Origin of the sequence: Halomonas sp. LES1 (assembly GCF_031846005.1) — a bacterium.
In the GTDB taxonomy this organism is placed as follows: Bacteria; Pseudomonadota; Gammaproteobacteria; order Pseudomonadales; family Halomonadaceae; genus Halomonas.
This window is the reverse complement of record NZ_JAVRGC010000008.1, coordinates 109,901-135,829: the sequence shown is the minus strand read 5'-3', so window position 1 is coordinate 135,829 and position 25,929 is coordinate 109,901. Positions and strand designations below refer to the sequence as shown.

Below are 25,929 nucleotides of genomic sequence, written 5' to 3'. Positions count from 1 at the left end.
GGCGATGAGCACCTAGAAGGTCATGTCCAGCCCCAGGCTGTAGGCACGACCGGCAAGCGGCACGCGCCCCACGGGGCTCACGTCCACACCGCGGAAGTAGGCGTCATCGTCGGTGAGGTTGTGCACGCCCAGGGTCAGGCTGGCGTCGGCGGCCACCGGCAGCCGGTAGGCCAGGCTGGTGTCCACCTGCCAGTAGTCGGGCAGCTCGCCGGCGCTACCGTTGGCTGTCTCCTCGCGGGTATTGGCGGCATCCGAGAAGCTCTCGGCCACATAGCGCCCATTCAGGTTCCAGGTCCAGTCACCCTGGGTCCAGGCGGCATGCAGGTTGAGCAGGTGTGTCGGTGCATTGGGCACCTCCCGGCCGGCATACTCACCGTCGCGCTGCTCGGTATCCAGCCAGGTCCAGGCCCCCTCCAGACTGAGCGGCCCTCCCGCCGGCGCCCAGCCCACGCGGGTCTCCACCCCCCGGTAGCGGGTGCGGCCCAGGTTCTTGAGGCTGTTGTCGGGCTGCTTGACGACCTGGTCCTGGTAATCGATGACAAAGCCGGTGCTCGATGCCTGCCAGTCTCCGGCGGTGTAGCGTGCTCCCAGCTCGTGGTTCCAGGCGGTCTCGTTGGCAACGTCACCGGGATTGGTGACTTGAGCCAGCTGCACCGGGGTGAGGGAGCGCTGGCTGTTGGCGAAGAGGTACCAGGCATCGCTGGCCTCATAGCCGACGGTCAGGCCGGGTAGCCACTCTTCGGCGCGGTTATCGTCCTCATCGCCGCCCAGGGCATCCGCGTAGTCCATCTCGACTTGCTCGTAGCGCAGCCCCGGCGTGAGGGTCCAGCCGCTGTCGCCGAGCCGCCAGGTATCGCTGACGTAGGCTGCCATGGCCTGGGTATCGAAGTCCCAGCGGCGCACCTCATGGGTGGTGCCGCTGGCCTGCTCGCGGCGGTTGACGTCGAAGTCGACGCGCTCCTCCAGATAGCGGGCACCGAGCATCAGGGTATGGTCGCCGCGGCGTAGTGCCAGTCGCGGCTCACTGGCCCAGACCCGGAAGGCACGGGGAGAGTCGGCTACGTGGGTGGTGGGTGCCGCGGGGTCGGCCCAGTGGAAGTCGGTCGTCTTGTCCAGATGTTGACCGAACCAGAAGGTGCGATCACTGCGATGGCCGAAGTGGCGCCAGCTGAAGTCGACGTCTGCGTTGGGTTGCCAGTGCCAGGTCAGGTGGCCGCGCCAGGTGTCGGCCTCGAAGCGATCGTGGGGGCGTTGTGAGTCGGTGCGATCACGCTCGAAGGCATCCGGCGAGAGGGCGCCGGGAAGCTCGGCGTCGACCTGGTAGTACTGCAGCTGGCCGTCCAGGGAGTGGGCGTCATCGATCAGATATTCGCCGTCGATGATGAAGTTGTCGACCTCGGTGTCGCTATGCTCGCGACCCGCCTCGCCCCGCACAACGTTGGCCTGCACCTGAAGCCCCAGCTGCTCGCTCACTTGTCCGCCGGCTCGCAGGTAGCTGTCGGTCAGCACATGGCCGGTCGCCTCATCCACGGTGAGTCGTTCGCGCAGCTGGGTTTCTGTCTCGTAGGGGATGCCACGGGTGACGAAGTTGAGCACACCCCCGACGTTATTGGGGCCGTAGTGAACCGCGGCGCCGCCCCTCACCACGTCGACCCTCTCCAGGGTGGGCAGGGTCACGGGGAACAGGGACACGCCGATATTACTGTAGGGCCCCAGGGCTGCCGGTATGCCGTCGACGAGTATCTGCACCCGCTCGCTGCGTCGTGGAGATAGACCCCGCACGCCGATGTTGGGCAGGATGCCGGTGCCGGTTTCGTCCTGAACATGCACCCCCGGCACCCGTGCCAGAGCGTCCTCGAGGTTGCGCACCTCGCCTGCCTCCAGCGTCTCCTCACCCAGGGACTGGCGTCCTCCCGGGGTGGTACGCGGATCCGCCTGGGTCGCGCCCAGCCAGTCGCTGGATACCACCAGGGTGTCCAGCGTGATGTCCTCTTCGGCCCAGGCGGTAGAGGCGCCAAAAGTGATGGCCAACATGGCCAGGGTAAGTGGCGCGGGCAGGAATCGGGAATGCATGTCGTATCCTTTTGGTAATGATTATCAATAGCGATGCGGATGATATATAATTGGCGCCAATCTGCAAGAGAATTTGCTGGAGGAAGCCATGCTGAAGATCACGAGTGGCAAGGAGATAGCCTGGCTGCAGGAGCGACTTCGTCTAGGCATGAGCGGCGGACGGTTTCCGGCGGGTAGCTGGCTGCGCCAGGACAACCTGGCCGAGCAATATGGCGTGAGTCGCTTCGTGGTGCGCGGGGCACTGGAAAGGCTTGCGGAGATGGGCAGCATCGAGCATGTGCCTAATCGTGGATATCGGGTCCGTCACTGGAACCGGCGAGAGCGTGAGGAGTTGACAGAGGCGCGCCTGGTGATCGAACAGGCCATGGTGCCCTTGATGATGGCGCGCAAGACGCCGGCGGGAGTGGCCATGGTGCGGCGGGCTATGGAGGGCTTTGAGAAGGCGGCCCGCGAGCAGGACGGTGAGGCCATGGCGTTGGCCAACCATGGCTTTCATCGCGCCCTGGCGGATCTGGCCGGCAACGCGGCCCTGGCGCGGCAGGTCAACTGGTTGCGTGAGCAGGGGCTGCGTGGGGCCGGTCCGGGCTGGCCCCGGGTCGCCGGGGTGGAGCGTAGCCTGAAAGAGCACCGTGACATGTTATCCGCCCTGGAGGCGGATGACCCCATGGCGCTCCAGGGAGTCATTCATCAGCACCTTACTGCCTGGCAAGAGCGTCCGCGTGGAGCAGGCGAAGAGGATGGCAACCAAGTCACTGACACAACGGTTTCTTGATTCAGAATGGCGCCAACTTTGGTGCTTCGGGGCCTTCATAGACAGGCATGAAGCGTCATTTGTAGAGCATGAAGCGTTATCTGTAGAAGAGGGTGCCCTCGCATCGCGCTGGGTCTCCCAGTCCTTGGTTCTTATGTTATTTTATAACAATATTTTTCACCCCCAAGGATTCCCCCATGCCCGAACCCCTGGCCAATATCCCCGTTCACCTGATCACCGGCTTCCTGGGCAGCGGCAAGAGCACCCTGATCCACCGCCTGATCGAGCAGAAGCCGCCCGGTGAGCGCTGGGCGGTGCTGATCAATGAGTTCGGGCAGGTGGGAATCGATCAGGCGATGTTCGAGTCCCGCGATGACCTGGTGGTAAAGGGGCTGCCCGGTGGCTGTCTCTGCTGCCAGCTGGCCTTCGTGCTTCAGGCGACGCTGGTCAACCTGCTTCACCGTCACCGTCCCGATCGGGTGATCGTGGAGCCATCGGGGCTGGGGCATCCAGCGGGGCTGCTGGAGGTACTGCGCGGAGAGGCCTTTGCCGAGGTGCTGGATGTGCGCAGCATTGTGGCCCTGCTCGACCCCCGCCGCCTGGATGATCCGCGCGCCCGCGAGCACGAAACCTTCCGCGATCAGATCGCCATGGCCGACGGGGTAGCGCTGACCATGACCGACCTGGCCACTCCGGCGCAGCGGGTCGCCGCAGGCGAGTGGCTGGAAGGGTTCTGGCCACCCAAGCGCTGGGTCCTCGACGCGCCCGGTGGCGCGCTCCCCCTGGCGCAGCTGATGGCTGGCGAGGAGGGTGAAGTGGATGGTGAAAGAGCGCCAGTGACGCGGGAAGCGCTCGACAGCGAGGCTCATCGTCGCCTGCGGGAGGCCGCGAGCGATGTTCTGGCCCCGGGAGCGTTCGAAGCCCCGTTACCCGAGCGGGGCAGGCCGCAGCGCGAAACCGGCGGGGCCCTGGGACATGCGACCCTCGGCTGGCGCTGGCATCCTCAGGACACCTTCGATCTCGATCGACTGGGAAATATACTGGCCGAACTGCCCCAGCCGCTCAGGGTAAAGGGGGTCTTTGCTACCGATGCCGGCTGGAAGCTATATAACCGCGCCGACGGCGTGCTGACCCTCACCGACAGCGCCTGGCGCCGCGACTCGCGCCTCGAGGTCATCGGCGAGACGGGCAGCCTGCCGGATGAGCGGCAGCTGGAGGCGGCGCTGGCGGCCTGCCTGGTAAGCGCCGCCTGATGCCCGGGACTCCCCCCTGTCATTGCCGGGACAGCCGCCAGCATTGCCGGCACAGTCGCCAGGAGGGCTGATCACAACACGAGGAGCTTCAGCGGCATCCAGATCCCCATGGCCATCATGATCAGGTTCTCGGTCAGGGAAACGAACCCCAGTGGAACATTGCTGTTGCCCCCGACGCAGGCGCACTTCAGCTCGCGCTTGTCGATATAGACGGCCTTGAAGACCGAGATGGCACCTACCGTGCCGATAAACAGCGCCAGGGGCGCGGCAAGCCAGATCAGGGCGCCTGCCAGCATCAGCAGGCCGGCCAGGGTCTCGGCGAAGGGGTAGAGGTAGCCGTAGGGCACATGGCGCTGGGCGAGCAGGTCATAGTTGAGAAACATGGTGCTGAAGCTCTCTACATCCTGCAGCTTCTGAAGCCCCAGCAGGGTCATGGCGGTGGCAATCGCATATTCCGGCATGCGCGACGAGAAGAGCGTACCACCGGCCACCCAGCTCACCGCCAGGCCGATCAGCAGAGAGGTCGCAAAGATGGCGATGACCGGGCGATAGGTCGTCTCCTTCTCGCCGGGCACACTCATTCCCAGATATTCCCGAACCTCTTCATAGCCCCCCACTCGCTTTTCACCGATATAGACCTGAGGGGTGGTGTCGACCCCGGCCTGCTCTTGAAACTCCTCGACGGCCTGGCGTGAGGTAAGGGGATGGTCGTCTACCGTGTAGCCCTTGCGCTTGAGCAGATCCACGGTCTTGAGACCGAACGGGCAGAGATGCTGCTCCATCTTCATGCGGTAGACATGCGCCGTTTCATGCTGGGTAGACGCTGTTGAAGAGGGGGTGTTCATAACATCAACCTCCTTATCAGGCCTGAATTAAAGCAATACACCTAGCCGCTGGCATGCAGGTTCTGCCGCCATGCCCGCCAGGGCGTATGACCTCAGCACCTGTCACCTTAGACCCTTGTTCCACCCAAGGGTCAATGTCGGTGGTGGGGTGGGGCCGGTCAGGGTTCTGCTCAAGTGGCTTGAGTCGACCAGGAGTGTCTGAAGCGTCGGTTCAAGAGTAACGGATGAAGCCGCATCCTGATGCAATGACCGTTCGATCAAACGCTGCTGATCCATAGGATCCGAGCTGGCTCCGGGCTTTTCGAGATCACCGCATGACCCATTTGGCTATCCAGTGCCAGGCTGTCGCCGACCTGAAGCCGAACTGGCTCATAGTGTTCGGTCCAGACCTCCACTTCCCCCTCCTGTACGACTATCTGCTCCTGTCCGGCATGCTTCTGTAGCTCGCCGAACTCTGCGATGTCGGTGTTCAGCACCGTCGTGACAAACACCAGGAAATCCTTGGTGAGCATATCGCTGCAGAGCAGTTCGAAACGGTAGTTGGGGGTTTCCACCACCGGGCCATCTCCCGCACGAGTCAGCGTACGCCAGCCGCTGGGAGAGCTGCGTTCGGAATAGTAGAACAGCTCGCTGACCTCTACCTCCAGGGCCGCGGCCAGGCCAACGATGACGTCGTAGGTCGGGGAGAGGCGGCCATTCTCGATGCGCGAGATGCTGGCTGCCGAGGTCCCCGATGCAGAGGCCACCTGGGCGATGGTTAGTTCCCTGGATAGTCGAAGCGCCTTCAGGCTCTTGCCAATTGAGCCGGGTTTACGGCGCCGTTCAAGGGGCCGTGGAAGCACTGTCGAGGTGTCACTCATGGCGCCCTCTCATTTCAACGGTTATAAAAATATATATTAATAATCAATAGTATATACGTTGTATTTCTGTTTTTGACTTGATATTGCGTATATGCAATCCTGAATCAGGGTCCCGGAAGATTCAAGCAGCTTCATATGGTAGTGGCCGCAGCCCTCGTGTGATGCGGCTTTTTTCTTTCTTGATGCCCGACTCATGCACAAGAAGACCTTGAGGGGATAAACATGAACAACAGGAATCGACTGGTTGCGGGCATCACCCTGGCGACTGCCCTGGCGGCTGCTACCACAGGTGTCAGCGCAGCCGATAAAGAGTGGAAGATGGCTACCCCCTGGGGCGGCGGGCCCTGGCTGGAGCGTGACGCTCAGACTTTCGCCGATTACGTCAACCAGCTGACTGCCGGCGACATCGAGATCGAGGTTTTCCCGGGGGGGACCCTGGGCGGCGCTCTTCGCGTGACCAACACCGTCAAGGCGGGGGTTGCCGATGTAAGCCACAACTACATCAATTATGACTATGGCTCTGACCCTACAGCCGCGCTGCTTGCCGGCCACTCCAGCGGTCTGACGCCGGAAGAGTTCATGATGTGGATGTATGAGGGCGGTGGTGCCGAGCTTTACGAGGAGTTCCGGCGCGAGGTCTTCGATGTCGTGGCCTTCCCGTGCTCGATCCTGGGTACCGAGCTCTTCCTGCACTCGAATAAGAAGGTCCAGACACTGGAGGACTTCCAGGGACTGCGCCTGCGGACTTCGGGTGCCTGGGCCGAAATCGCCTCGCGTCTGGGGGCTTCCACCGTGGTCATGGCCGGCAGTGAGATCTACAACGCCCTGGATCGCGGTGTGATCGATGCCGCCGAGTGGGGTAGCCCGGAGATGAACAAGCCCACCGGCTTCCAGGATGTGGCGCAGTATGTGGTGCTGCCCGGCGTGCATCAGTCGGGAGGCTTCCTGGAGTGTCAGGTGAATCAGGACACCTGGGATGAACTGGAGCCTGAGCAGCAGGAGCTGCTGCGTCTGGCCGGCAAGCTCAGTGTGTTCGATTCCTGGCTGGCCAGCTCCTACGCCGACCTGGAGGCCTACCAGGAGCTGGTCGAAGGCCCCAATGAAATCGTCCAGCTGGACCCCGCCTTCGTCGATGCGATCTACGAGGAAACTCGCAAGTGGGAAGATGAGCACGCCGAGGACAATGAGTGGTTCGCACGTGTACTGGAATCCCAGCGCAGCTTCAAGGACTCCATGTCGAACTGGCAGCAGTACCGTCTGCCTATCGGCGCGATGGGCCGCGAGTAACGGCTAGCGCCTCGACTAGATGTGGCATCAGGAGGAGAGAGGCCCGCCAGCCTCTCCTTCCTGACGTCCACATCTGGGTGTGGCGTCCCCACCGATAATCCCATCTGGGAAAACTGAAATGAAACTGATCCATACAATTGAGCGGCTGACCCGCTGGGCAGGGTGGTTAGGTGCGGTGCTGACCTTTCCCCTGATCGCGGCGCTGGTGTACGAGGTGTTCAGCCGCTATGTGCTTGGCAGGCCGACACTCTGGGCATTCGAGGTCAGCTATATGGTCATGGGAGCGATCTTCATGCTGGGCATGGCCAATGCCCTGCGACAGGGTCAGCACGTGAGTGTCGATCTGTTGAGTCAGCGCTGGGCTGACCGAACCAATGCCGCGGTGCGCCTGGCGGGATACTTGCTGTTTCTCCCGGTGTTGGCCTGGTTGGTGTGGGAGCTGGGTGCGTATGTCATCGACGCGCTCGAGAGTGGTGAGCGCTCGGGGCGTTCGGCCTGGAACCCGGTGGTCTGGCCGGTATTCCTTAGCTGGTGGCTCGGCTTTCTGCTGCTTCTGCTCCAGGTCGTCGCGGAAATCTTGAAGGCAGTGACTACGCTGCGAGGCAACCCGCCCGTCGGGGAGGGTTCCGCATGAGTGATTTCCTGTCGCTGGCCATGTTTCCGGCACTTATCGGACTGATCATTACCGGTTTCCCGATCGCCTTTTCCATGATTCTGGTCGCCACGCTGTTCGGCATCTTCCTGTTCGGCGATGCTGCCGCCTATCAGCTACTGACCAAAATCGAGGACACCGCCTCGAACTCGATTCTCGCGGCGGTGCCCCTGTTTATCTTTATGGGAGCGATGCTCGAGCGCTCGGGTATCGCCGAGCGCCTGTTTACGGCGATTCACTTCTGGACACGGCGACTACCCGGAGGCCTCGGGGTCGGGGCGGTCGTCATGGGTACCCTGTTCGCGGCGGCGAGTGGCGTGGTGGGTGCCACCGAGGCGGTGATCGGCCTGCTGGCCATTCCGGTCATGCTCAAGCACAACTACAGCAAATCCCTGATGTCCGGGACGATCTGCGCGAGTGGCTCGCTGGGAACCGTCATCCCACCTTCGATCACGGTGGTCGTGCTGGGGCCGGTTGCCAGCGTATCGGTGGGGTCGCTGTTCAGTGGCCTGATGGTGCCGGGCTTCCTGATGGCCATCCTGTTCCTGCTCTACATTGTGCTGGTGGCCTATCTGAAGCCTGAAATGGCGCCACGCATGCCCCTGGAAGAGGGCGACGACACGAGCTGGGGCGAGAAGGTGCGTGTCACGCTGTTGGCGTTACTGCCCACCCTGGCACTGATCATGACGGTGCTCGGTACCATTCTGCTGGGGGTCGCGACGCCTACGGAAGCCGCGGCCTGTGGTGCACTGGGCGCGGTGGTGCTGGCTCTGGCCTACCGCACCTTGAGTTGGGGGGTGCTGTGGAACTCCGCGCTGCGCACACTGAATATCTCGGCGATGATCCTGTTGATCGTGCTGGGTGGCAACATGTTTGCCGGTGTCTTCTTCGCCGCCGGCGGGATGGCGACCGTGCAGTCGCTGTTGATGGATACCGGCATGAGCCCCTGGATGGTGATCGGCATGATCCTGCTGATCGCCTTCCTGGCCGGTTTCGTGCTGGACATGATCTCGGTGGTGCTGATCGTCATACCGGTGGCCATGCCCATCGTGCGTGCCCTGGGTTTCGACGAAATCTGGTTCTGCGTGGCATTCCTGGTGGTGATGCAGACAAGCTACCTGACCCCGCCGCTGGCGCCGTCGATCTTCTATCTCCGGGCCATCACGCCACCCGAGGTGACCCTAAGGCACATGTACGCCGGTGTAGTGCCGTTTATCGTGGTGCAGCTGATAGTGCTGGCACTGGTGCTCGTCTTCCCGTCCCTGGCGATGTGGTTGCCTGAGCAGCTGAGTGGTCCGTCATGGTAACGAGTCTTGAACTTTCAGGGAGTATCAAACAATGAAGGACCATGAAGCGCATCAAGAGGCGACCGTCCACCTTGACCGTGATGCCCTGATGGCCCTGTGCCATCGAGTCCTGGCGCATCATGGCTTCTCCGAGGAGCAGGCCAGCGCCCTCGCTGGCACCCTGGTAGCCGCTCAGCTGGATGCGAGCCACTCCCATGGCCTCTATCGCCTGCTGGGTATCATCGACACCGTCAGGCAGGGGGGCGCCGTTGCCGATGCGGCCCCCGAGGTGGAGGACGTGGCGCCCGGCGTGGTGCGTGTCGATGTCAAGGGGGGCTTTTCACCCTGTGCCTTCGAGCTCGGCCTGCCGCATCTGGTGGCCAAGGCGCGTGATGCGGGGATCGCCTTGATGGCGATCAACCACTGCGTGCATACCACGGCGCTGTGGGTCGAGCTCGAGAGGCTTACCGAGCAAGGGCTGGTGGGGGTAGCCTGCAACCCGACGCAGGCCTATGTGGCCCCGCATGGCGGCAAGCAGCCGCTGCTGGGCACCAATCCCATTGCCTTCGGCTGGCCCTATCCCGGCGATGCGCCGTTCATCTTCGACTTTGCCACCAGTGCCATCGCACGGGGGGATATCGAGCTGTATCGGCGGGAGGGGAGGGCGATCCCCGAGGCGTGGGGCGTCGATCGTCATGGTGTGCCCTGCAGCGACCCCGCCGAGGTGCTCGATCATGGCGCCATGACCCCCTTCGGCGAGCACAAGGGGTCGGCTCTGGCGATCATGATCGAGCTGATGGCCGGCCCGCTGATTGGTGACCTGCTCAGTGTGGAGTCCAGCGAGCATGATGAGGGGCGGCGTGGTTTGCCGTACCATGGCGAGCTGATCATTGCCATCGATCCTTCGCGCCTGACGGGGGAGGCGTCGAGCGCTCATATGGAGCGCTCGAGGCGCCTGTTCGAGGCGATGTTGGGGCAGGGGGCACGCCTCCCTTCTCAGCGTCGTTATCGCGAACGTGCGCGTAGCCTGGAGCATGGAGCCGAGGTGTCACTCGCGTTGGTCAAGGAGATCGAGTCACTGCTCGACTGAGTGGCGGAAGGGGCCGTAAGCGTGTATCGACACCGCCTCAACGGCCCTGTTCGAGAGACCACCCAATTGGAGTTATCCGGCCATCCTTTCGTGCTGGTGGCGCTCTGTAGCCACCTGACCTTCTGCTCTCGCCGTATTGCTGCCGACACTGCGGCAGCGATGCGGCAAGAAGGGCTGGCGTCTCCCCGCGCCGGCGGGTGATGGCTGAGGCTACCTAGTCGCCAGGCGGATGGTCCTTCATTTCCTTATCTGCCAGGGCGGCCGCCACGGCCTCTTCCCACTCACCTTCCGTGATATCCCAATGCTTCATCTCCTTCCGGTCGGCGGGACCTTCAGCGGCCTTGCGCAGCTGCTCTTCGGAGCCCTTCTCGTAGCAGTGCCGGGCAAAGGCCCGGGTCTTGGTGTCGTTCAACTGGTCGATCACTGACATATTGCTACCTCCTCTTTCCTGAGCCCAGACACATCCTGGTCCATGAACCGGGGCGGAGTGGCGTCGTTTGCTGCTGGTGGGCCTGGTCGGGCAGCTTCACCCGGAGCAGGCAGGCGCACCCCGAGCAGGTTGCCACCGACAGGCCAGGTGCTTCAACTCACCAGATGCCTCAACTTGCCGACGAGGCCCGGGCGTTGCAGGGGTGAGTGGCATCCGTGCGTGACGCTCCAATGCTCAGCCGGGTAGAGGGACACTGCTGGATGCGTTGTTGGATGTGTGCGTGTCACTGCATGGGTGATAGGCCCATTGCGTTTTTCTAAGTTAATGAATTAAAAGAATAAAAAATGTACTCTGCTCGAGGGAAGTCTCGACACAACACCGAATCAATGGAAAGGTTTCATGGACAATATTGACCCTGTCACGCTCGGCTTTCTAGGGACTAGGGAGCCTCATTGCCGGCTCAATGACAGCCATCGGAGCCCTGCCTGTCATGTTCAGCAAGGCCCCGGACCGGGCCGTACGTGATCTGACGCTGGGATTTGCCGCTGGTGTCATGTTGGCAGCCTCCTTCTTCTCACTGATCGTTCCATCGCTGGAAGCCTCGGAGCTGCTTTACGGTGGCAGGTTTATCCCTGCGGCTATCACCTGTGTCGCGATTCTGGTGGGGATGGGGGGCGTTGCCCTGATGAACAGGCTCCTTCCTCACGAGCATTTTCAGCAAGGTCGTGAGGGGCCGGAAGCCGCATCACTGCGGCGCATCTGGCTGTTCATCTTCGCCATCACGATTCATAACCTGCCGGAGGGGTTGGCCGTGGGGGTGGGGTTCGGGGCAAGAGGCTTCGAAGGGGGGCTACCCCTGGCCATCGGTATCGGCCTGCAGAATGTACCGGAGGGGCTGGCTGTGGCGGTCGCGCTGTTAGGAGAGGGCTACTCACGCCGACGTTCCTGGGCGGTCGCTTCTCTGACTGGCCTGGTGGAACCTTTGGGTGGCGTGCTAGGCGCCGGAGTCGTGAGCCTGTCGCAGGTGCTGCTCCCCTGGGGGCTCGCATTTGCTGCCGGTGCCATGCTCTATGTCATCAGCCACGAGATCATCCCCGAGACTCACCGCAGTGGCCATCAACAGAAGGCCACGATGGGGCTCTCGATAGGCCTGGTGATCATGCTGTTCCTGGATGTCTCCTTGGGTTGAAGGTTAGGCTTTGTCTGAAAAGTCGGCGAGCGAAGGTTAGACAAGGCAAAAATCGGCGAAAAGACAGAGTTTACGGAGTGTAAATGAGTATTTTGAGTCGATTTTTAACGCTGTATAGCCGAGCGCAGCCAGTTTTCGGACAGAGCCTAAGGCGTCTGGTCGAATAAAGTAACGGCTGATATGCCCCTCGGCGACCGCCGCTTGGTAGCCCTTCGGGGATCTGCTCGTGGCAGTGCCAGGCAAAGGCCTGAATCCTGGTGTCGTTAAATTGAGAAGGCTCAGGCGCTGCTGTCCGAGCCCCGCCGCAGGACCAGGGCGGCCAGCAGGGCCGAGGCCACCATGAGGACCAGGGCGGCGGCATTGAGCACCGGGGTGGAGCCCTCGCGCAGGCGGTTGAACAGTGCCACGGTCAGCGGGGTGTCGCTGCCGGTGAGCATCACCGTGGTATTGAAGTTCTCGAACGACATCAGGAAGGCCATGGCGGCGGCGCCGAAGATGGCCGGCAGCAGCCAGGGCAGGGTGACGGTGAACCAGGCCACCAGCGGGGTGGCGCCGAGGTTGAGGGCCGCCTCCTCGAGCTGGGAGTCGAACTTGCGCAGCCGTGCGGCGATGACCAGGGTGCTCAGGGTGGTGATGAAGCTGACCTGGCCCATCACCACCAGCGGGGTGCCGGGACGAAACAGGTCCAGCTCCACCGCCCAGGCGCGGGAGACCTCGTTGGCCATGCCGCTGTAGAACACCAGGATCGACACGCCGAGGATCACCCCGGGAATCACCAGCGGCAGCAACAGCAGCAGATAGAGGAACTCCTTGCCACGGAAGTCGAGCCGCTCGAACAGCACGGCATTGCCACACCCCAGCGCCACGCTGACCAGCGTCACCCAGAAGGCGATCCTGACGCTGACCCACAGCGCCGCGAGCAGGCCGCTGTCGTGGAAGAAGCCGGTACGCCCGTCACTGCCATCGGCGATGAACCAGTCCAGCGTGGCGCCCTTCCAGGGCAGCGACGGGAAGGGGGCATCGTTGAAGGCAAAGGCGGCGGTTACCACCAGCGGCAGCGCCAGGTAGAGGAAGAAGGCGACGAGGTAGGCCAGATAGAGGCCATTGAACCAGCGCGAGCGGGGTACCGAACGAATCATCCGCTTGTCCTCACCATTCGTTTAGCCCATGACCTTGCGCAGCGACTGGCCGGTCAGCCTGAGCCCGAGCCATACGATCAGCGACGACAGCACCAGCAGCAACACCCCCAGCGCCGCCCCCTGCTCCCAGTTGAAGCGGGTGATGAACTGGGTGAATATCTGGCCGGTAAACCAGGCGCTGTCCTTGCCCCCCATCAGGATCGGCGTGAGGTAGCTGCCCAGAGTCAGCATGAACACCACGATGCAGCCGGAGACGATGCCGGGCATGGCCCAGGGCACGACGATTTCCCGCATGACCGTGACATGGCCGCCGCCGAGGTCGTAGCCGGCCTCAACCAGGTTGTCGTCCATGCCCTCCAGGGTGGTCACCAGTGGCACCACCATGAACAGCAGGCCGTTGTAGACCAGTCCGACGATCACCGCGACGTCGTTGTAGAGCATTTCCACCGGCCCATCGACCCAGCCGAGGCCTTGCAGGGCGGCGCTGAACAGCCCGCTCTCGCGCAGCAGGATCATCCAGCCGTAGGTGCGCACCAGCTCACTGGCCCAGAACGGCACCAGACAGGCGAGAAACAGCCAGCCCTTGGCCCGCCCACGTGCCAGCCGGGCGATATACCAGGCCACCGGGAAGGCGATCAGCAGGGTGATCAGGGTGGTAAACAGCGACATCACCCCGGTGCGCAGGAAGGTGCGCCAGTAGTAGGACTCGGTGAAGAAGTTGCGGTACTGCTCCACGCCGAAGGCCAGGGTGTCCCAGCTCTCCCGCACCTGAAACGAGACCCGCAGCATCTGCACATGGGGCAGCAGCACCAGCAGCACGATCCATAGCGCGAAGGGGGTGAGCAGCAACCACAGCGACAGCTTTCCGGTCGAGCGCATCAGCTGGCCTCCGCCGCAAACACCCGCGCCAGCTGCGGGTCCCATGCCAGCGTCACGCTGGAGCCCTCCTCGGGCACCGGCACGCTGCCATCCTGGGGCAGGCGCACATAGCAGCGCTCGCCGGCCGCCTCGACCTCCACCCGGCTGTTGGCGCCGTCGAACAGGGTGGTGCGTACCCGAGCCGTCAGCGTGCAGTGCCCCGGCGCGGAAGCGCCCAGCACCAGGGACTCGGGGCGGATGAACAGCTCGGCCCGGTCGCCGATTTCTGGTGCCTGGTGATGGCCTGTATCGGCCAGGCGCCCGCTGATGGCGCGGCCATCCGCCAGCGCGATCTGCGCCAGTTCACCCTCCTTCGCCAGCAGCTTGCCGCCGAGGCGGTTGTTGTCGCCGACGAAGCTCGCCACGAAGGGGGTGGCGGGCTCGCGATAGAGCGCTTCGGGCGTGGCCACCTGGTCGAAGCGGCCGTCACGCATCACCGCGACCCGGTCGGACATCACCAGGGCCTCGGACTGGTCATGGGTGATATACACGAAGGTGGTGCCGAAGGCCTTCTGCAGGTTCTTGAGCTCGACCTTCATCTGGTCGCGCAGCTTCAGGTCCAGGGCGCCGAGGGGCTCATCGAGCAGCAGCAGGGTAGGCTTCAGCACCAGGCAGCGCGCCAGGGCGACACGCTGGCGCTGGCCACCGGACAGTTGCTGGGGGAGGCGTGCCTCCATGCCGGCAAGCCCGACCTGCTCCAGTACCTCGGCGATGCGTCGACGCCTCTTGGCGGCAGGCACCTTGCGGCGCTTGAGGCCGTAGGCGATGTTGTCGCCCACGCTCATGGTGGGAAACAGCGCCAGGTGCTGGAAGACCATATTGACCGGGCGGTGGTTGGGTGCGACATCGTTCATGCGCCGACCGCGGATCATGATGTCGCCCGAATCTGGCCGGTCGAAACCGGCCAGCAGGCGCAGCAGCGTGGTCTTGCCGCAGCCCGAGGGGCCCAGAATGGAGAAGAAGCTCCCCGCAGGGATCTCAAGCGATACCTGGTTCACCGCGGTGTGCGATCCAAAACGGCGAACCAGGTCCTGGCAGTGCAGATCGATATCGACTGCCATGCCGGTTACTTCGCGGCCTGAACGCGATCCAGCACCTGGCCTTCGACTGTCTCGAGGCCCGGCGGCACCGGCGGATACCACCTGATGTTGTCGATGGCGCCATCGTCGAAGCTGGCGCGGTAGGCGTCACGCAGGTCGGCATCGACGAACTCGTCGGCGCCCCTGGAGACGGTGAAGTTGCCCGAGGCGTTGGTGATCTTGGCGGCAATTTCCGGCTGCATCACGAAGTTGATCCACCGATAGGCGGCTTCCTCGTTCTCGCTGCGGCGCGGAATGGCGAAGGTATCGATCCAGCCAAGTGCGCCGGACTCCGGTGCCACGAAGTTGATCTCGGGATCTTCGACATTCAGCTTCCAGCCACCGGCATCCCAGGCCATCGCGGCCTTCACCTCGCCGGTACGCAGCAGCGACAGCAGCTGGTCGCCACCGGTCCAGTAGGTCTTCACATTGGCCTTGCAGTCGATCAGCTTCTCTTCCACCTGGGAGAGGATATCGGCGTAGGCATCCTGGTCGTGATAGGCGGCGAAGGGGTCGAGTCCCATGGAGAAGGCGAAGCCCATGAGCGTCGGGCGCTTCAGCCGGTAGCTGACCTGGCCGGCCACCTCCTCGCGGCACAGGTCGGTATAGTCGGTGACGATATCCTTCACGCTGTCATGCACGATCAGCCCGCTGGTGCCCCACACCGCCGGCACGCCGTAGTAGTTGCCGTCGAGCTCGGTGGCCTGTTGGGTCGCCTCGACCATCGAGGCCTGCATGTTGGCGGTCTCCAGGCGGCTGTAATCCACCGGCTTGTAGACATTGAACTGACGCTGCACGCCGACGATGCGGTCCTGGCTGGGCTGGGCCAGATCGAACCCCGCTCCGCCGGTGGCACGCAGCTTGGAGATCATGTCCTCGTTGTTGGAGAGGGTGATCTGCACATCGATGCCGGTCTGCTCCTCGAAGGCCGCCACCACCTCGTCGGGGGCATAGCCGCCCCAGGTGATGATCCTCAGCTCCTCGGCCGAGGCGGCGCCTGCCGATAGCCCCAGCGTCGAGGCCATGGCGATCGCTGTTAGTGTTGTTGTGCGCATCCTGGTCATGAGTGTCCCCTTGAAGGTGGTGGGCCAAACATTCGTCGAAGGTGATAGACCCAAGGAAGGTTATAGCCCATAAGTGTCACCTTTGTGAAACCGGGCGGGAGCCAAACCAGGCAGAGCGAAACCGGCAAGCCAGGCAGGGGGGCAGGCATGCCGGTCGTTACGGCTCGCAACGGGATGACACAGCTACGCGGGCATGGGCCTACGCCAGCATGGGCCACAGGTGCCGGAAAAGCGCCGCCACCAGGATGCCTCCGGCGATGGCCGGCAGCGGCTTCTTCAGCGTCAGCATGATCGCGGCAGTGGTCAGCAGGGCCAGGCGTGCGCCGTTGTCGCCGCTCACCGCCAGCGGGGCGAGCAGTGCCACCAGTACCGAGCCCGACATGGCGTGGATAAACTGTCTGACTCGGTAGCCGATGGGCACGAAGGACATCACGAATACGCCGCCCCAGCGGGTTGCCAGGGTGACCACCGCCATGGCCAGGATGATGATCAGGGTTCCCAGACCGGCCGTCTCAATGTTCATGGTCGCGCTTCCCCCAGATAACACCGGCCAGGCCACCGGCGATGGCCCCCACTACCACGTGGCTATTGTCCGGCAGATAGTAGAAGGCGAGCAGCGAGGCGCCGGCGGCCACCCCCCAGATCAGCAGCATGCGCAGGTTCTTCTCGCCACCCACCACCATGGCCAGCAGGAAGCAGCCCATCACCATGTCGAGTCCCAGGCTGGCGGGGTCGCGTATGGCACCCCCCACACTCAGGCCGAGCCAGGTGCCGAGGACCCAGAAGCACCACAGGGCGATACCGCCGCCCAGCAGCACGCCCAGTCCAGGACGACCGCGGGTGAACTCCTGGGTGGCCATGGCCCAGTTGGCATCGGAGGCGACCAGCATGATGCCGTAGCGCTTGGCAGGCGGAAGCGGCTCGAGCCAGGGGTAGAGGGTGGCCCCCATCAGCAGGTGCCGGGCATTGATGGCGAAGACGGTCACCATCATGGTGAACAGCGGGATCTGCGGCTCCCATAGCTCCAGGACGGCAAACTGGGAGGCGCCGGCGAACACCAGGGTGCTCATCAGCATGATGGTGCCGTCGTCGAGGCCGGCCTGGGGCGCGGCCACGCCGAAGGCGATGCCGAAGATGGTGACGAATAGCGAGATGGGCAGCAGCGCCTTGAATCCATCCCACACCAGCGTGCGATCCAGCCGGTGCAATGTCGCCTCCTTGCGTGCCATGTCGGGTTCCTCTACTCCCATGTGATCGGGTCAAGCATACGGGTTGAGTGATGTTCCTGCAGGGTCAGTTCGCCAAGGGCGGTGGCCGCCATCCAGCGGATCCTGCCGGCGAGTGACGCTGTTTCCAAGACGCCGCAACCGCTTGGCGAGAATAACATCGTCGCGCAGCTCCGGACGGACGAGGTCATCCTGGGTCAGGTCCAGTGCTGCGAGGCAGTCGCGCGCGGTGTTCGGGCGTTGTCCAGCGGTAGTCTGTGTCGGGTAGGTCATGATGATGGTCTCCCATTCCCCTGTTAGACGGTGGTTAGCGTGGTCGGCAAGCGCCGACCCAGGGGAGTGGAGCCGTGCGCCGCTTTAGCTGCATTTGTATTCCGCCCGCAAGTTGGTGCTTAAATCGGCGGTGGCCCGAGGGCCAGAAACAGAAAACCCGCTTTGCATGGGCTAAAGCGGGCTCTGGGCGTCGCTTTAGCGGAACTTGTAGAGCGCCCGCAAGCTGGGAGTCAAATCGGCGCTGGGTTTACAGTAAGACGGCGGCTTGAGGCTGTCAATGGCTGCCTTGAAGGCGCCTGGGTGCCTTCATTGTCTCATGAGCGGGCTTGCGGCGGTGATTGGGGAAGGGAGGTGAACTCGTTTTGCGCCAAGGTCACCAGGTTGTGCAGTGCCGGGGGGCTTGAACGGACTGCCCCCGGGGGCTTCCGGGGGCAGTGGGTCAGGCTGTCATGCTGCCTGAGAGGCTGGTGTTTAGTTGATCACGGGGGTGACGTCGATGATGTACATCTGGCGTTCGTTGCCATGTACGGAGTCGATGCAGACCTGAGTGCCCTGATGATTCCAGCGAGGGTGCAGGTCGCAGCGGTTCTCCTTCTTGAGATCCGAGGTGTAGAACTCGCCTATCTCGATGGCTCGCTCCTCCTGAGTATCGAAGATCAACAGCTTACGGATGTTGGTCTCAGCGTCCGGGTAGGTATCGGTCAACAGCCAGCGCGGGTTCACCGGGGAGTAGCTCATGTGGCCATTCTCGGTGAGGATGCCGCGGCCGACTACGCTGACTTTCCCATTGGGGACGTCATGATAGAGGTGGTAGTGGATCTCTCCGTCATGCGGTCCCCAGACGATGATCTCGTCATCGCTCTTCCATAGCGGGTGGGAGATCTGATACTCCGACTTCTCGTAGTCGTAGGTGCCCACGGCGTTGGGATCGAAGTCCTCAGCCAGTTGCGGCAGTGGGTGGTCGGAGCACTCCAGCAGTCGCATGTCGCTGCCGTCGGGGTTGATGGTGATCAAGCGGTGGAGGAAGCAGGTCTCGTCTTCCACGCGTTCGGTCCAGCGATGCAGGAACAGGATACGGTTCGAGGCCGGATTGATCTCGATATGGCTGACCCAGTGAATGGCGTTGGCCATGGAGTCGCAGTAGTGGAAATTCTTCAGCGCGTCGTAGCTCACCAGCACCTGAATGTCGCCGGTATCCAGGTCCACGCGGCAGACACCGTCGTCAGCCGGGCATCGCTCCACGGGCAGCTTGTCGCCTTCGACCTCGGCGTAGCCGATCGTCTCATGGGTGATGTAGAGGCGACGGTAATCGACGGTGATCGCATAGGAGCTGTCCGGCGCTACCGAGTAGATCGGGTCGGCCAGGGTCCGCGACTCGCCGCTGTCCAGATCATGAATGACTGCGCCGAAGCTCGGGTACTTACCCTGGGGTGTGGCGTGGCGAACGTTGTATATGATCTGACGCTTGCCTTGCCCCTCCAGCCATTGCAATTGACAGCCCATCTGCCAGTTCCAGGCGCTGGTAGTTCCGATAGGTTGGAAATCACCCCCCACCGAGTCGAAATAGCCCACCTCCGCTTCGAGGCCGGGGGTCAGGTCGCGGTCCATGTAGGGCACGCGATTGGCAAGGATCTGGGTGTCCTGGGCGTTCCAGGTACTTTTGTTGTAGTACCCGAAGAAGTAGTGCATGCCATCGCGGCCCAACTTGGCGATGGAGCAGGGGGTTGCGGCGATGGCGGAAGAAGAGCGTGTCATGCGTATTCCTTTAGCTTTCATTGAGCGGTGGGCTTGGCCACCTGTCCTTTGCGGAAACCCAGATAGATGGAGAGCAGGCAGAGCAGCACCAGGCCGATGGAGAACGGACGGGTGAGGAACTGCAGAATCAGCTCGCCGGTATCGCCACGCACCAGCATCAGCGCGCGGGACAAGTTCGATTCGGCCATGGCGCCCAACACCAGCCCCAGCACCATGGGTGCCCGAGAGACGGAGAACACCGTGAACAAGTAGCCGACGATGCCAATGCCCAGCATCATCAATACGTCGCCGACCTGACCACGAAGAGCGAATGCACCGATAATCGCCAGCGCCAGGATCGTCGTGGCGAGAATTTCGCGGGGCAGAAGGATTACCTTCACGCAGTACTTGGCCACCAGCAGCCCGATGGGGATGAAGATTAGGTTGCTCAGTACCAGACTGAAGATGAAGCCGTAGGCGATGTCGGGGGTGTTTTCGAACAGCGCAGGGCCAGGTGCCAGGCCATGAATGATCAGGCCGCCCATCAGCACGGCAGTCACTGGGTTTCCGGGTACGCCCAGGGTTAGTAGAGGTACCAGAGATCCGCCGGTGACGGCGTTGTTGGCCGACTCTGCAGCAATCAGCCCTTCCTCGGACCCCTTGCCAAACATTTGCGGTTGACGCGAGGCGCGCTTGGCAGAGTCGTAGGCGATGAAGCTGGCGATGCTGGAACCGGCGCCTGGCACGATTCCGACGATGGTGCCGATAATGGAGGAGCGAATCAGGTTGACCTTCTGAGCCACTACGTCGCGAAGCGATGACAATGCGCCTGTAAAGCTGGAGCGGGTCTCCTGCTCGGCCTTGCCGTCAGCATTGAGCATGCTGATCACCTCGGGGATGGAGTAGAGCCCGATTAGCGAGATCACTAGCGGGATGCCGTCGTAGAGCGCCGGAAGGCCGAAGGTAAGGCGCATTTCGCCGGTCATAGGGTGCATTCCCACCAGGCTGATGATCAGCCCCAGTACGCCGCCCATCATGCTTTTGAGCATGTCGCCCTCGGATAGGGAGGCGATGATGGTGACGCCGAACAGTGCCAACAGGAAATATTCTGGCGCGCCCAGCATCAATGACAGCTCGGAGAGGGCAGGGGCCATGAACAGCAGCACCAGAGTACTGAAGATACCGCCCAGGCTGGAGGCATACACCGACAGACCGATGGCCCGCCCCGCCTTGCCCTGCCGGGTCATGGGGAAGCCGTCCTGGCAGGTGGCCACGGCCGAGGGTGTACCGGGTATGTTCAGCAGGATGGCGCTGATTGAGCCACTGAATGTAGAGGCGAGATAAATGCCGCCGAGTAGCGAAAGGCCCACGGCAGGGGGAAAGGAGAAGGTCACGGGGATCAGCAGTGCCACCCCCATGGTACTGGTCAGGCCGGGCAGCATCCCGATGAATACGCCCGCCGTGACCCCGACAAGAACGGCGAGCAGCATCGCCGGTTGAAAGGCGGTGGCAAGGCCGAGCGACATGGCTTCGAACATGGCTGGAGTCTCGTTACAGGAACTTGAGCGTTTGATCCAGGGAGAGGAGGCTTTCGGGCGCCGCGATCCCCAGGAGCTTGAAGAAGATCAGGTAGATGGCGGCCGACATCAGCACCGCATAGACCACATGGAGCAGGCGGTGGCGGCGGGCGATAGCCAGCTGGGTGAGATAGCCAAACAGCATTGTCGAAAGCAGAAAGCCCACTATCTGCATGAGCGCGACATAGCCGCCGACCATACCGAAGATCAGGAGCGCATTGCCGTGGTTGTCCAGCCACGACGGTCGAGGTGAGGTGTCCGGCTGGGCGGAGTTGTGGTGTTGCCGGCGCAACAGGTTGATGGCCAGATAGCTCAATGCCATAAGGCTCAAGGCCACGGCAAGGCCACGCAGGAAGACCGCGGACTTGGCACCGTAGTCGAATGTTTCCCAGGTGATCGCCAGGCCCAGCACGAGAAAGGCGCTGGACAGGACTAGATTTTTACGGGTGCTGGTCAAGGGAGCGTCCTCAGGAAACGGGCGAAGGGCAGGCCGCTGAAGAGGCGGCCTGCCTGATACCCGGGGAGGGTTATTGCATGAAGTCGATGTACTGGGCAGTGGCCTCGCGGGACGCTTCGAGCATCTCGGTGAAGTCGTTGCTGTCCAGGTAGTGAGTGACGATCCCTAGATTCGCGGCCGCAGCCTGGAACTCTTCATCCTGCAGCAGCTGCTTGAAGGCCGACTCCAGGTGGGCCAGTCGCTCCTGGGGAATGCCGGCAGGTCCGGCCACGCCACGGACGGCTGTGCCTACGCTGGGAACCTCCGCACCGGCCACCTCGGCCAGGGTCGGCACATCAGGCAGCGCTGGGTGACGGGCGTTGTCGAAAACCGCCAGCGGGCGAATACGTCCGGCTTCGATGAACTGTAGCGCTGAGCTGGTGCTGAGCAGGGCGGCGTCCACCTCATCGCCAAGCAGTGCCGTGGCGGTGGGGCCTGAACCGCTGTAGCTGATGAAGTTGGTGTCTAACTCGAGGACCGACTCGAAGGCTGCAGCCTGCAGGTGCACATTGGATTGCGGGCCGTCGCCACCAACGTTTACATAACCGGGGTTAGCGGCGATGTCGTCGGTCAGCGCGGCAAGGTCGGCATAGTCGCTGGAGGCGTTCACTGCCAGCAGGATCGGGTCGGACTGGATGTTGGCCACGGCCTGGAAGTCATCCAGGCTGTAGGCCACGCCGTCGCGTAGCATCTCGATCATGAACAGCGAGGGCGAGCTGAGCAGGCCAATGGTGTAGCCATCGGCATCGGCGCGGGCCAGTCGCGTGAAACCGACCTGACCGCCTGCGCCGGGATGGTTCTCCACGACCATGCGAGTGCCCAGATAAGGCTCGATGTGCTTGGCCATCAGGCGCGATACGGTGTCATTGCCACCGCCGGGAGAGTAGGCCACGACCATGGTGATTGGCTTTTCCGGGTAGCCATCGGCCAGGGCGGCTGTAGTAGGAAGCAGGGTGGTGGCGGCAAGCGCGCTAACGAGTAGTTTCATTTTCATCGGGACACCTTGTGCGGATTATTTAGCTTTTATTTTCAACATGTGACGGCAGCGGTTGCTGCTGAAGACCCACTTGGAAAAAACGATCGGTTCTCCTCGTTTGTTGTAGGTGGTTCGTTCGTTGAGTAGTCCGGCGGCGGGGTGCCGCTTAACCCCCAGGTTCTCGATCTCCTTGCGATTGAGCAGGATAGGCTCGAGCTGGATGACCACCTCGTCGATGTCCATCCCGTAGTCCTGGATGATCTTCTTGGTGAACACCTGGGTGTTACTGAAGTCCTCCCGCGTCATGCGAGGAAAGCGGGCACTTGAGAGGTAGATCTTCTCGATGAACAGCGGCTCGCCGTCGGCCAGGCGCAGCCGTGTGACCTTGATCAGCGGTGCGTCGGGCTCCACCTGCAGCAGCTGCGACACACGCGACGAGTGATGTTCCTCCGTGAAGTGGAGGATCTGAACCTGGTTGCTATGACCGCCTTGTTCGATCTGCACGTCGAAATCGTGAATTCCCAGCAGGTCACGATCCACGGTGGGGATCACTTTCACGAAGTTGCCCGAGCCGCGTCGCGTTTCGACGGTACCCTTCTGCTTGAGATGCAGCACCGCCTCTCGCACGGTGGAGCGGCTGACATCATAGGTTTCGCGCAGCACCCGCTCGGAAGGCAGAGGGTCGCCCTGTGGCAGCTCGCCACTGTCGATATGCTGTTGCAGGATCTCGGCGAGCTGCAGGTAGAGCGGCATGGGGCTGGTTTTGTCGACGGTCGTGTAAGTCATGATTGAGTCCTTATGACATCCCTATGTCAGGACGTCCGTACCAGTTGCGTTAAGGTAAGGCGACACACCCTGTGGGGTCAATCGCCCAATGGGCAATATTGAAGTATCTAGTGTTAGACATTGGTCGCGGTTGGGGAGATGTTTGCTTTACCGCAAGCTGCGAAAACGCTGGGCATTTCCATTTCTCAAGATTGGACTCGTGACGGAGGCTGGGGACGGGAAGTGAACTCGTCCTGCGCCAAGGTCACCAGGTTGCGCAGTGCCGGTGAGTCGTTGCCACTGCGCCACGCCAGCCATAGCGGCATGTCACAGCTCGTCAGCTCATTCATTTCCAGGAAGCGGATGCCAGGCATTGGGTGGCAGATGCTGGCGGCAGGCACGATGGAGATGCCCAGGCCGGCGGCCACCATGCTGAGGATGGCGATGTTGTCGGCGCCGAGCTGGACCACTCGGGGGTGGAAATCGAGGCGCTGGAAGTGCCTCATCACGCGGTCGTGATAGACCGGCGAGACACTACGAAAGCCCCAGATAAAGTCGGCCTGCTCGAGCTCCGCCAGGCGCCCGGGTGGTGTCACTGACCAGTGGGAGTCGGCTGGGACCGCGAGGGCCAGGTGGTCGTTCTGTAAGCGGTGAGTCTCCAGTCCATGCTGCTCGACGTCATCGAGATAGAGAATGCCCGCATCCAGGGTGCCCTCGCGCAGGCGATTCAGCTGTGGGCCCGAGAGCAGTGGGAAGACCTCGAAGCCGACCTGGGGGTAGCGGGCACGATAGTGCCTCAGCAACGAGGCCACCTCGGGTACCCACAGATGGGTCACCGTGACCCCCAGGCTCAGCTTGCCGGTCAGGCCGCTGCTCAGTGCCGCCAGACGGGTCTTGATCTGAGTGCGTCTGTCGAGCAGTGCAACGGCCTCTTCATAGAGCGCCTTGCCGGCCACGGTCAGCCGCACGCCCCGGGCATGGCGCTCGAGAAGAGTGGCCTCCAGCCCCTCCTCCAATAGTCGTATCTGACGGGTCAAGGCGGGCTGAGCGACGTGAACACGGCGGCTGGCAGCGGAGATGGAACCAGTCTCGGCGACGGCGACGAAGTAGCTGAGTTGGCGGAACTCCATGGCGGGAAGGCTCGGGTTCGGGACGGTGTGGTGACTTTAGTCATGCCGATTCGATATGTCAGCCATCAAGAAGCTGTATTTTTTCTATCGTTGAGGGCGTTCCATAGTCAGCAGACAACCCATAACAAGACTCGCCCTGCGAGCCGGACGACCCATGACCAAGACCTACCACCTGCTGACGGGGCTGCACTTCGCGCTGTGCACCCTGGCCATGATCTGGCCGGGGGCCCTGATCGCCAACCGTATCGAACCCACCGTGCTGGGCCTGCCCTTCCTGTTCTTCTGGTACACCCTGTGGATGATGCTGCTCTTCATCGGCATGTGGGTAGCCTTTGCCATCCGCCATGGAGGTGATCGTCATGAGTGATTCCATGATCGTGATCGGCATTACCCTGCTCTATCTCGTCATGGTACTCGCCGTGGGGCTGCGGGCCCGAGGCCAGGCGAGCTCGAGCCTCGAAGGCTATGTGGCAGGCGGGCGCCATGTCGGTGTGGTAATCCTGTTCTTCATCCTTGGCGCCGAGATCTTCTCCGCCTTCGCCTTCCTGGGCACGCCCGGCTGGTCCTACCAGCATGGGGCGCCGGCGTTCTATATCCTTGCCTACCTTTCCCTGGTACCGATTACCATCTGGGCGCTGGGGCCGCGGGTGGCCAAGCTTGGGCGTGAGCGCGGCTACCTGACTCAGGGCGACATGATCGCCGATCACTATCGCAGCAAGCCGCTGGGCATGCTGGCCGGGGGGATCGGTGTGGTGGCTCTGGTGCCCTATCTCACCATCCAGATCGCCGGGGCGGGGCTGCTGTTTCAGGCGGCCACCGATGGTGCGGTGCCCTTTTGGCTGGGCGGCCTGCTGGCCTTCCTGGTCGTGGCGGCCTATGTCTTTACCAGCGGACTGAGTGGTATCGGTTGGACCAACCTCCTGCAGGGCGTGATGATGATCGTTATCGCCTGGTTTCTTGGCCTGGCCATTCCCGAACGGCTCTATGGCGGGGTGGGGGAGATGTTCGCCCAACTTCAGCAGCAGGCGCCAGAATATCTGACCATGCCCGGGGCCAGCGGCATGGGCTGGGGCTACTTCAGCACCGCGGTGCTGGTCAGTGCCTTCGGCGGCGCCATGTGGCCGCATCTGTTCATGAAGTTCTACTCCGCCGACAGCGGCAAGACGCTGCGTAAGGTCAGCGTCTTCTACCCCCTCTACGCCTACCTGCTGGTGCCGCTGCTGTTTATCGGCTTCGCCGGCATTCTGGCCTTTGCCGATACGCCCCTGGAGCGCTCCGATACCGTGCTGCTGCGCATGGTGATGGATGTTGCCAACTTCTCGCCCTGGGTGATCGGCCTGATGCTGTCCGGCGCGCTGGCGGCGGCGATGTCCACCGGTGCCAATCTGGCGCATACCGCGGCCGTTGTGTTGGTGCGTGACGTGATGGGCCCTACGGTGATGAAAAACGCCAGCGAAAAGAGTGCGGTGAGTGCTACCCGCTGGAGCGTGCTGGGGTTGTCGCTGGTGGCTTACCTGCTTGCGCTGCTCAATCCCGGTTCGCTGGTGATGATCCTGCTGACCGCCTATGGCCTGATCGTACAGCTGTTCCCGATGGTGATCGGAGCGCTGTTCATGCCGTCGTTGCGTCGCGCAAGCGTGATGGCCGGTGCACTGGTCGGTAGCCTGGGGTATCTGTTGATGGATTTTGTATGGAGCTCGCCCTTCGGCTGGCATGCCGGTGTGTGGGCCATGTTGTTGAATATTGCGGTGGTGGCCATCTGGCAGCGCTTCGTGCGTGCCGACCATGACACTCTTCAGGCCAGCCCTGTCAGCCATTAAGCGAACAAGGAAACTC

General features: G+C 62.6%; 25 protein-coding genes and 1 pseudogene. 9 read left to right on the top strand and 17 right to left on the bottom strand.

Annotated elements, in window-relative coordinates:
* Positions 1 to 12: 12 nt before the first annotated feature.
* Positions 13 to 2,073: a TonB-dependent siderophore receptor gene (locus tag RM463_RS15510; protein WP_311430529.1), complete on the bottom strand. Its 2,061-nt coding sequence runs from the start codon at positions 2,071 to 2,073 to the stop codon at positions 13 to 15.
* An 88-nt stretch (positions 2,074 to 2,161) separates the two neighbouring features.
* Between RM463_RS15510 and RM463_RS15505 the strand changes: the two genes are divergently transcribed.
* Both RM463_RS15505 and RM463_RS15500 read left to right on the top strand, forming a co-directional pair.
* Positions 2,162 to 2,845: a GntR family transcriptional regulator gene (locus RM463_RS15505; protein ID WP_311430528.1), complete on the top strand. Its 684-nt coding sequence runs from the start codon at positions 2,162 to 2,164 to the stop codon at positions 2,843 to 2,845.
* 176 nt (positions 2,846 to 3,021) lie between these two features.
* The gene (locus RM463_RS15500) at positions 3,022 to 4,077 is read left to right on the top strand and encodes a GTP-binding protein (protein ID WP_311430527.1); all 1,056 of its coding nucleotides are present in this window, start codon (positions 3,022 to 3,024) and stop codon (positions 4,075 to 4,077) included.
* A 71-nt stretch (positions 4,078 to 4,148) separates the two neighbouring features.
* Here RM463_RS15500 and RM463_RS15495 read toward each other — a convergent pair whose 3' ends face one another.
* Positions 4,149 to 4,922 carry a glutaredoxin gene (locus RM463_RS15495; protein WP_311430526.1) on the bottom strand — a complete coding sequence of 258 codons (774 nt, stop codon included), beginning with the start codon at positions 4,920 to 4,922 and terminating at the stop codon, positions 4,149 to 4,151.
* Between the two features lie 257 nt (positions 4,923 to 5,179).
* Entirely contained in the window at positions 5,180 to 5,782 is a 603-nt protein-coding gene (locus RM463_RS15490; protein ID WP_311430525.1) for an XRE family transcriptional regulator, read from the bottom strand.
* Between the two features lie 222 nt (positions 5,783 to 6,004).
* Between RM463_RS15490 and RM463_RS15485 the strand changes: the two genes are divergently transcribed.
* From RM463_RS15485 to RM463_RS15470, 4 genes are all read left to right on the top strand, one after another.
* Positions 6,005 to 7,069: a C4-dicarboxylate ABC transporter substrate-binding protein gene (locus tag RM463_RS15485; protein WP_311430524.1), complete on the top strand. Its 1,065-nt coding sequence runs from the start codon at positions 6,005 to 6,007 to the stop codon at positions 7,067 to 7,069.
* 118 nt (positions 7,070 to 7,187) lie between these two features.
* Positions 7,188 to 7,703 carry a TRAP transporter small permease subunit gene (locus RM463_RS15480; protein ID WP_311430523.1) on the top strand — a complete coding sequence of 172 codons (516 nt, stop codon included), beginning with the start codon at positions 7,188 to 7,190 and terminating at the stop codon, positions 7,701 to 7,703.
* Complete coding sequence (locus tag RM463_RS15475; RefSeq protein ID WP_311430522.1) at positions 7,700 to 9,028, top strand: TRAP transporter large permease subunit; 1,329 nt, start codon at positions 7,700 to 7,702, stop codon at positions 9,026 to 9,028. Before RM463_RS15480 ends, RM463_RS15475 begins: the two co-directional genes overlap by 4 nt.
* A gap of 31 nt (positions 9,029 to 9,059) precedes the next feature.
* Positions 9,060 to 10,097, top strand: coding sequence for an Ldh family oxidoreductase (locus RM463_RS15470; RefSeq protein WP_311430521.1), 1,038 nt, complete (start codon positions 9,060 to 9,062; stop codon positions 10,095 to 10,097).
* A gap of 214 nt (positions 10,098 to 10,311) precedes the next feature.
* On the opposite strand, the gene RM463_RS15465 is transcribed toward RM463_RS15470, so the two are convergent.
* Positions 10,312 to 10,527: a hypothetical protein gene (locus tag RM463_RS15465; RefSeq protein ID WP_195687781.1), complete on the bottom strand. Its 216-nt coding sequence runs from the start codon at positions 10,525 to 10,527 to the stop codon at positions 10,312 to 10,314.
* Positions 10,528 to 10,926: 399 nt separating this feature from the next.
* Between RM463_RS15465 and RM463_RS15460 the strand changes: the two are divergent.
* A pseudogene (locus RM463_RS15460) lies at positions 10,927 to 11,716 on the top strand (ZIP family metal transporter).
* Positions 11,717 to 11,994: 278 nt separating this feature from the next.
* Here the strand turns inward: RM463_RS15460 and RM463_RS15455 are convergent.
* The 13 genes from RM463_RS15455 to RM463_RS15395 all read right to left on the bottom strand — a co-directional run bounded on the left by RM463_RS15455 (position 11,995) and on the right by RM463_RS15395 (position 24,093).
* Entirely contained in the window at positions 11,995 to 12,855 is an 861-nt protein-coding gene (locus RM463_RS15455; protein WP_311430519.1) for an ABC transporter permease, read from the bottom strand.
* 21 nt (positions 12,856 to 12,876) lie between these two features.
* Positions 12,877 to 13,734: an ABC transporter permease gene (locus tag RM463_RS15450; RefSeq protein WP_311430518.1), complete on the bottom strand. Its 858-nt coding sequence runs from the start codon at positions 13,732 to 13,734 to the stop codon at positions 12,877 to 12,879.
* Positions 13,734 to 14,834: an ABC transporter ATP-binding protein gene (locus tag RM463_RS15445; RefSeq protein ID WP_311430517.1), complete on the bottom strand. Its 1,101-nt coding sequence runs from the start codon at positions 14,832 to 14,834 to the stop codon at positions 13,734 to 13,736. Before RM463_RS15445 ends, RM463_RS15450 begins: the two co-directional genes overlap by 1 nt.
* 5 nt (positions 14,835 to 14,839) lie before the next feature.
* Positions 14,840 to 15,916, bottom strand: a complete 1,077-nt coding sequence (locus RM463_RS15440; protein ID WP_311430516.1) for an extracellular solute-binding protein — start codon at positions 15,914 to 15,916, stop codon at positions 14,840 to 14,842.
* Between the two features lie 199 nt (positions 15,917 to 16,115).
* On the bottom strand, positions 16,116 to 16,439 hold the full coding sequence (locus tag RM463_RS15435) for an AzlD family protein (protein WP_195687775.1): 324 nt from the start codon (positions 16,437 to 16,439) through the stop codon (positions 16,116 to 16,118).
* Positions 16,429 to 17,145 (bottom strand): AzlC family ABC transporter permease, encoded by a 717-nt coding sequence (locus RM463_RS15430; RefSeq protein ID WP_195687774.1) that lies wholly within the window; start codon positions 17,143 to 17,145, stop codon positions 16,429 to 16,431. The genes RM463_RS15435 and RM463_RS15430 overlap by 11 nt, the downstream gene beginning before the upstream one ends.
* A 30-nt stretch (positions 17,146 to 17,175) precedes the next feature.
* Positions 17,176 to 17,415 carry a hypothetical protein gene (locus tag RM463_RS15425; protein WP_311430515.1) on the bottom strand — a complete coding sequence of 80 codons (240 nt, stop codon included), beginning with the start codon at positions 17,413 to 17,415 and terminating at the stop codon, positions 17,176 to 17,178.
* Between the two features lie 471 nt (positions 17,416 to 17,886).
* Positions 17,887 to 19,170, bottom strand: a complete 1,284-nt coding sequence (locus RM463_RS15420; RefSeq protein ID WP_311430514.1) for a hypothetical protein — start codon at positions 19,168 to 19,170, stop codon at positions 17,887 to 17,889.
* A gap of 17 nt (positions 19,171 to 19,187) precedes the next feature.
* Complete coding sequence (locus RM463_RS15415; protein WP_311430513.1) at positions 19,188 to 20,687, bottom strand: tripartite tricarboxylate transporter permease; 1,500 nt, start codon at positions 20,685 to 20,687, stop codon at positions 19,188 to 19,190.
* 13 nt (positions 20,688 to 20,700) lie between these two features.
* Positions 20,701 to 21,183 carry a tripartite tricarboxylate transporter TctB family protein gene (locus tag RM463_RS15410; protein WP_311430512.1) on the bottom strand — a complete coding sequence of 161 codons (483 nt, stop codon included), beginning with the start codon at positions 21,181 to 21,183 and terminating at the stop codon, positions 20,701 to 20,703.
* A 70-nt stretch (positions 21,184 to 21,253) separates the two neighbouring features.
* Complete coding sequence (locus tag RM463_RS15405) at positions 21,254 to 22,210, bottom strand: tripartite tricarboxylate transporter substrate binding protein (RefSeq protein ID WP_311430511.1); 957 nt, start codon at positions 22,208 to 22,210, stop codon at positions 21,254 to 21,256.
* A 24-nt stretch (positions 22,211 to 22,234) separates the two neighbouring features.
* Complete coding sequence (locus RM463_RS15400) at positions 22,235 to 22,984, bottom strand: GntR family transcriptional regulator (protein ID WP_311430510.1); 750 nt, start codon at positions 22,982 to 22,984, stop codon at positions 22,235 to 22,237.
* Between the two features lie 185 nt (positions 22,985 to 23,169).
* A complete protein-coding gene (locus tag RM463_RS15395; protein ID WP_311430509.1) occupies positions 23,170 to 24,093 on the bottom strand; it encodes a LysR family transcriptional regulator in 924 nt (307 codons plus the stop codon).
* Between the two features lie 154 nt (positions 24,094 to 24,247).
* Here RM463_RS15395 and RM463_RS15390 point away from each other — a divergent pair, with 154 nt between their 5' ends.
* Entirely contained in the window at positions 24,248 to 24,460 is a 213-nt protein-coding gene (locus RM463_RS15390; protein WP_132041861.1) for a DUF3311 domain-containing protein, read from the top strand.
* The gene (locus RM463_RS15385) at positions 24,453 to 25,913 is read left to right on the top strand and encodes a sodium:solute symporter family protein (protein ID WP_311430508.1); all 1,461 of its coding nucleotides are present in this window, start codon (positions 24,453 to 24,455) and stop codon (positions 25,911 to 25,913) included. The genes RM463_RS15390 and RM463_RS15385 overlap by 8 nt, the downstream gene beginning before the upstream one ends.
* Positions 25,914 to 25,929 lie beyond the last annotated feature (16 nt).

Excerpts from the sequence above, each read along its gene's own strand:
- RM463_RS15420 (WP_311430514.1), bottom strand. The coding sequence starts at position 19,170 with ATGACACGCTCTTCTTCCGCCATCGCCGCAACCCCCTGCTCCATCGCC.
- RM463_RS15450 (WP_311430518.1), bottom strand. The coding sequence starts at position 13,734 with ATGCGCTCGACCGGAAAGCTGTCGCTGTGGTTGCTGCTCACCCCCTTC.
- RM463_RS15425 (WP_311430515.1), bottom strand. The coding sequence starts at position 17,415 with ATGACCTACCCGACACAGACTACCGCTGGACAACGCCCGAACACCGCG.
- RM463_RS15440 (WP_311430516.1), bottom strand. The coding sequence starts at position 15,916 with ATGACCAGGATGCGCACAACAACACTAACAGCGATCGCCATGGCCTCG.
- RM463_RS15505 (WP_311430528.1), top strand. The coding sequence starts at position 2,162 with ATGCTGAAGATCACGAGTGGCAAGGAGATAGCCTGGCTGCAGGAGCGA.
- RM463_RS15510 (WP_311430529.1), bottom strand. The coding sequence starts at position 2,073 with ATGCATTCCCGATTCCTGCCCGCGCCACTTACCCTGGCCATGTTGGCC.
- RM463_RS15475 (WP_311430522.1), top strand. The coding sequence starts at position 7,700 with ATGAGTGATTTCCTGTCGCTGGCCATGTTTCCGGCACTTATCGGACTG.
- RM463_RS15495 (WP_311430526.1), bottom strand. The coding sequence starts at position 4,922 with ATGAACACCCCCTCTTCAACAGCGTCTACCCAGCATGAAACGGCGCAT.
- RM463_RS15390 (WP_132041861.1), top strand. The coding sequence starts at position 24,248 with ATGACCAAGACCTACCACCTGCTGACGGGGCTGCACTTCGCGCTGTGC.
- RM463_RS15500 (WP_311430527.1), top strand. The coding sequence starts at position 3,022 with ATGCCCGAACCCCTGGCCAATATCCCCGTTCACCTGATCACCGGCTTC.
- RM463_RS15465 (WP_195687781.1), bottom strand. The coding sequence starts at position 10,527 with ATGTCAGTGATCGACCAGTTGAACGACACCAAGACCCGGGCCTTTGCC.
- RM463_RS15485 (WP_311430524.1), top strand. The coding sequence starts at position 6,005 with ATGAACAACAGGAATCGACTGGTTGCGGGCATCACCCTGGCGACTGCC.
- RM463_RS15385 (WP_311430508.1), top strand. The coding sequence starts at position 24,453 with ATGAGTGATTCCATGATCGTGATCGGCATTACCCTGCTCTATCTCGTC.
- RM463_RS15400 (WP_311430510.1), bottom strand. The coding sequence starts at position 22,984 with ATGACTTACACGACCGTCGACAAAACCAGCCCCATGCCGCTCTACCTG.
- RM463_RS15405 (WP_311430511.1), bottom strand. The coding sequence starts at position 22,210 with ATGAAACTACTCGTTAGCGCGCTTGCCGCCACCACCCTGCTTCCTACT.
- RM463_RS15395 (WP_311430509.1), bottom strand. The coding sequence starts at position 24,093 with ATGGAGTTCCGCCAACTCAGCTACTTCGTCGCCGTCGCCGAGACTGGT.
- RM463_RS15470 (WP_311430521.1), top strand. The coding sequence starts at position 9,060 with ATGAAGGACCATGAAGCGCATCAAGAGGCGACCGTCCACCTTGACCGT.
- RM463_RS15455 (WP_311430519.1), bottom strand. The coding sequence starts at position 12,855 with ATGATTCGTTCGGTACCCCGCTCGCGCTGGTTCAATGGCCTCTATCTG.
- RM463_RS15430 (WP_195687774.1), bottom strand. The coding sequence starts at position 17,145 with ATGGCACGCAAGGAGGCGACATTGCACCGGCTGGATCGCACGCTGGTG.
- RM463_RS15415 (WP_311430513.1), bottom strand. The coding sequence starts at position 20,687 with ATGTTCGAAGCCATGTCGCTCGGCCTTGCCACCGCCTTTCAACCGGCG.
- RM463_RS15490 (WP_311430525.1), bottom strand. The coding sequence starts at position 5,782 with ATGAGTGACACCTCGACAGTGCTTCCACGGCCCCTTGAACGGCGCCGT.
- RM463_RS15480 (WP_311430523.1), top strand. The coding sequence starts at position 7,188 with ATGAAACTGATCCATACAATTGAGCGGCTGACCCGCTGGGCAGGGTGG.
- RM463_RS15445 (WP_311430517.1), bottom strand. The coding sequence starts at position 14,834 with ATGGCAGTCGATATCGATCTGCACTGCCAGGACCTGGTTCGCCGTTTT.
- RM463_RS15435 (WP_195687775.1), bottom strand. The coding sequence starts at position 16,439 with ATGAACATTGAGACGGCCGGTCTGGGAACCCTGATCATCATCCTGGCC.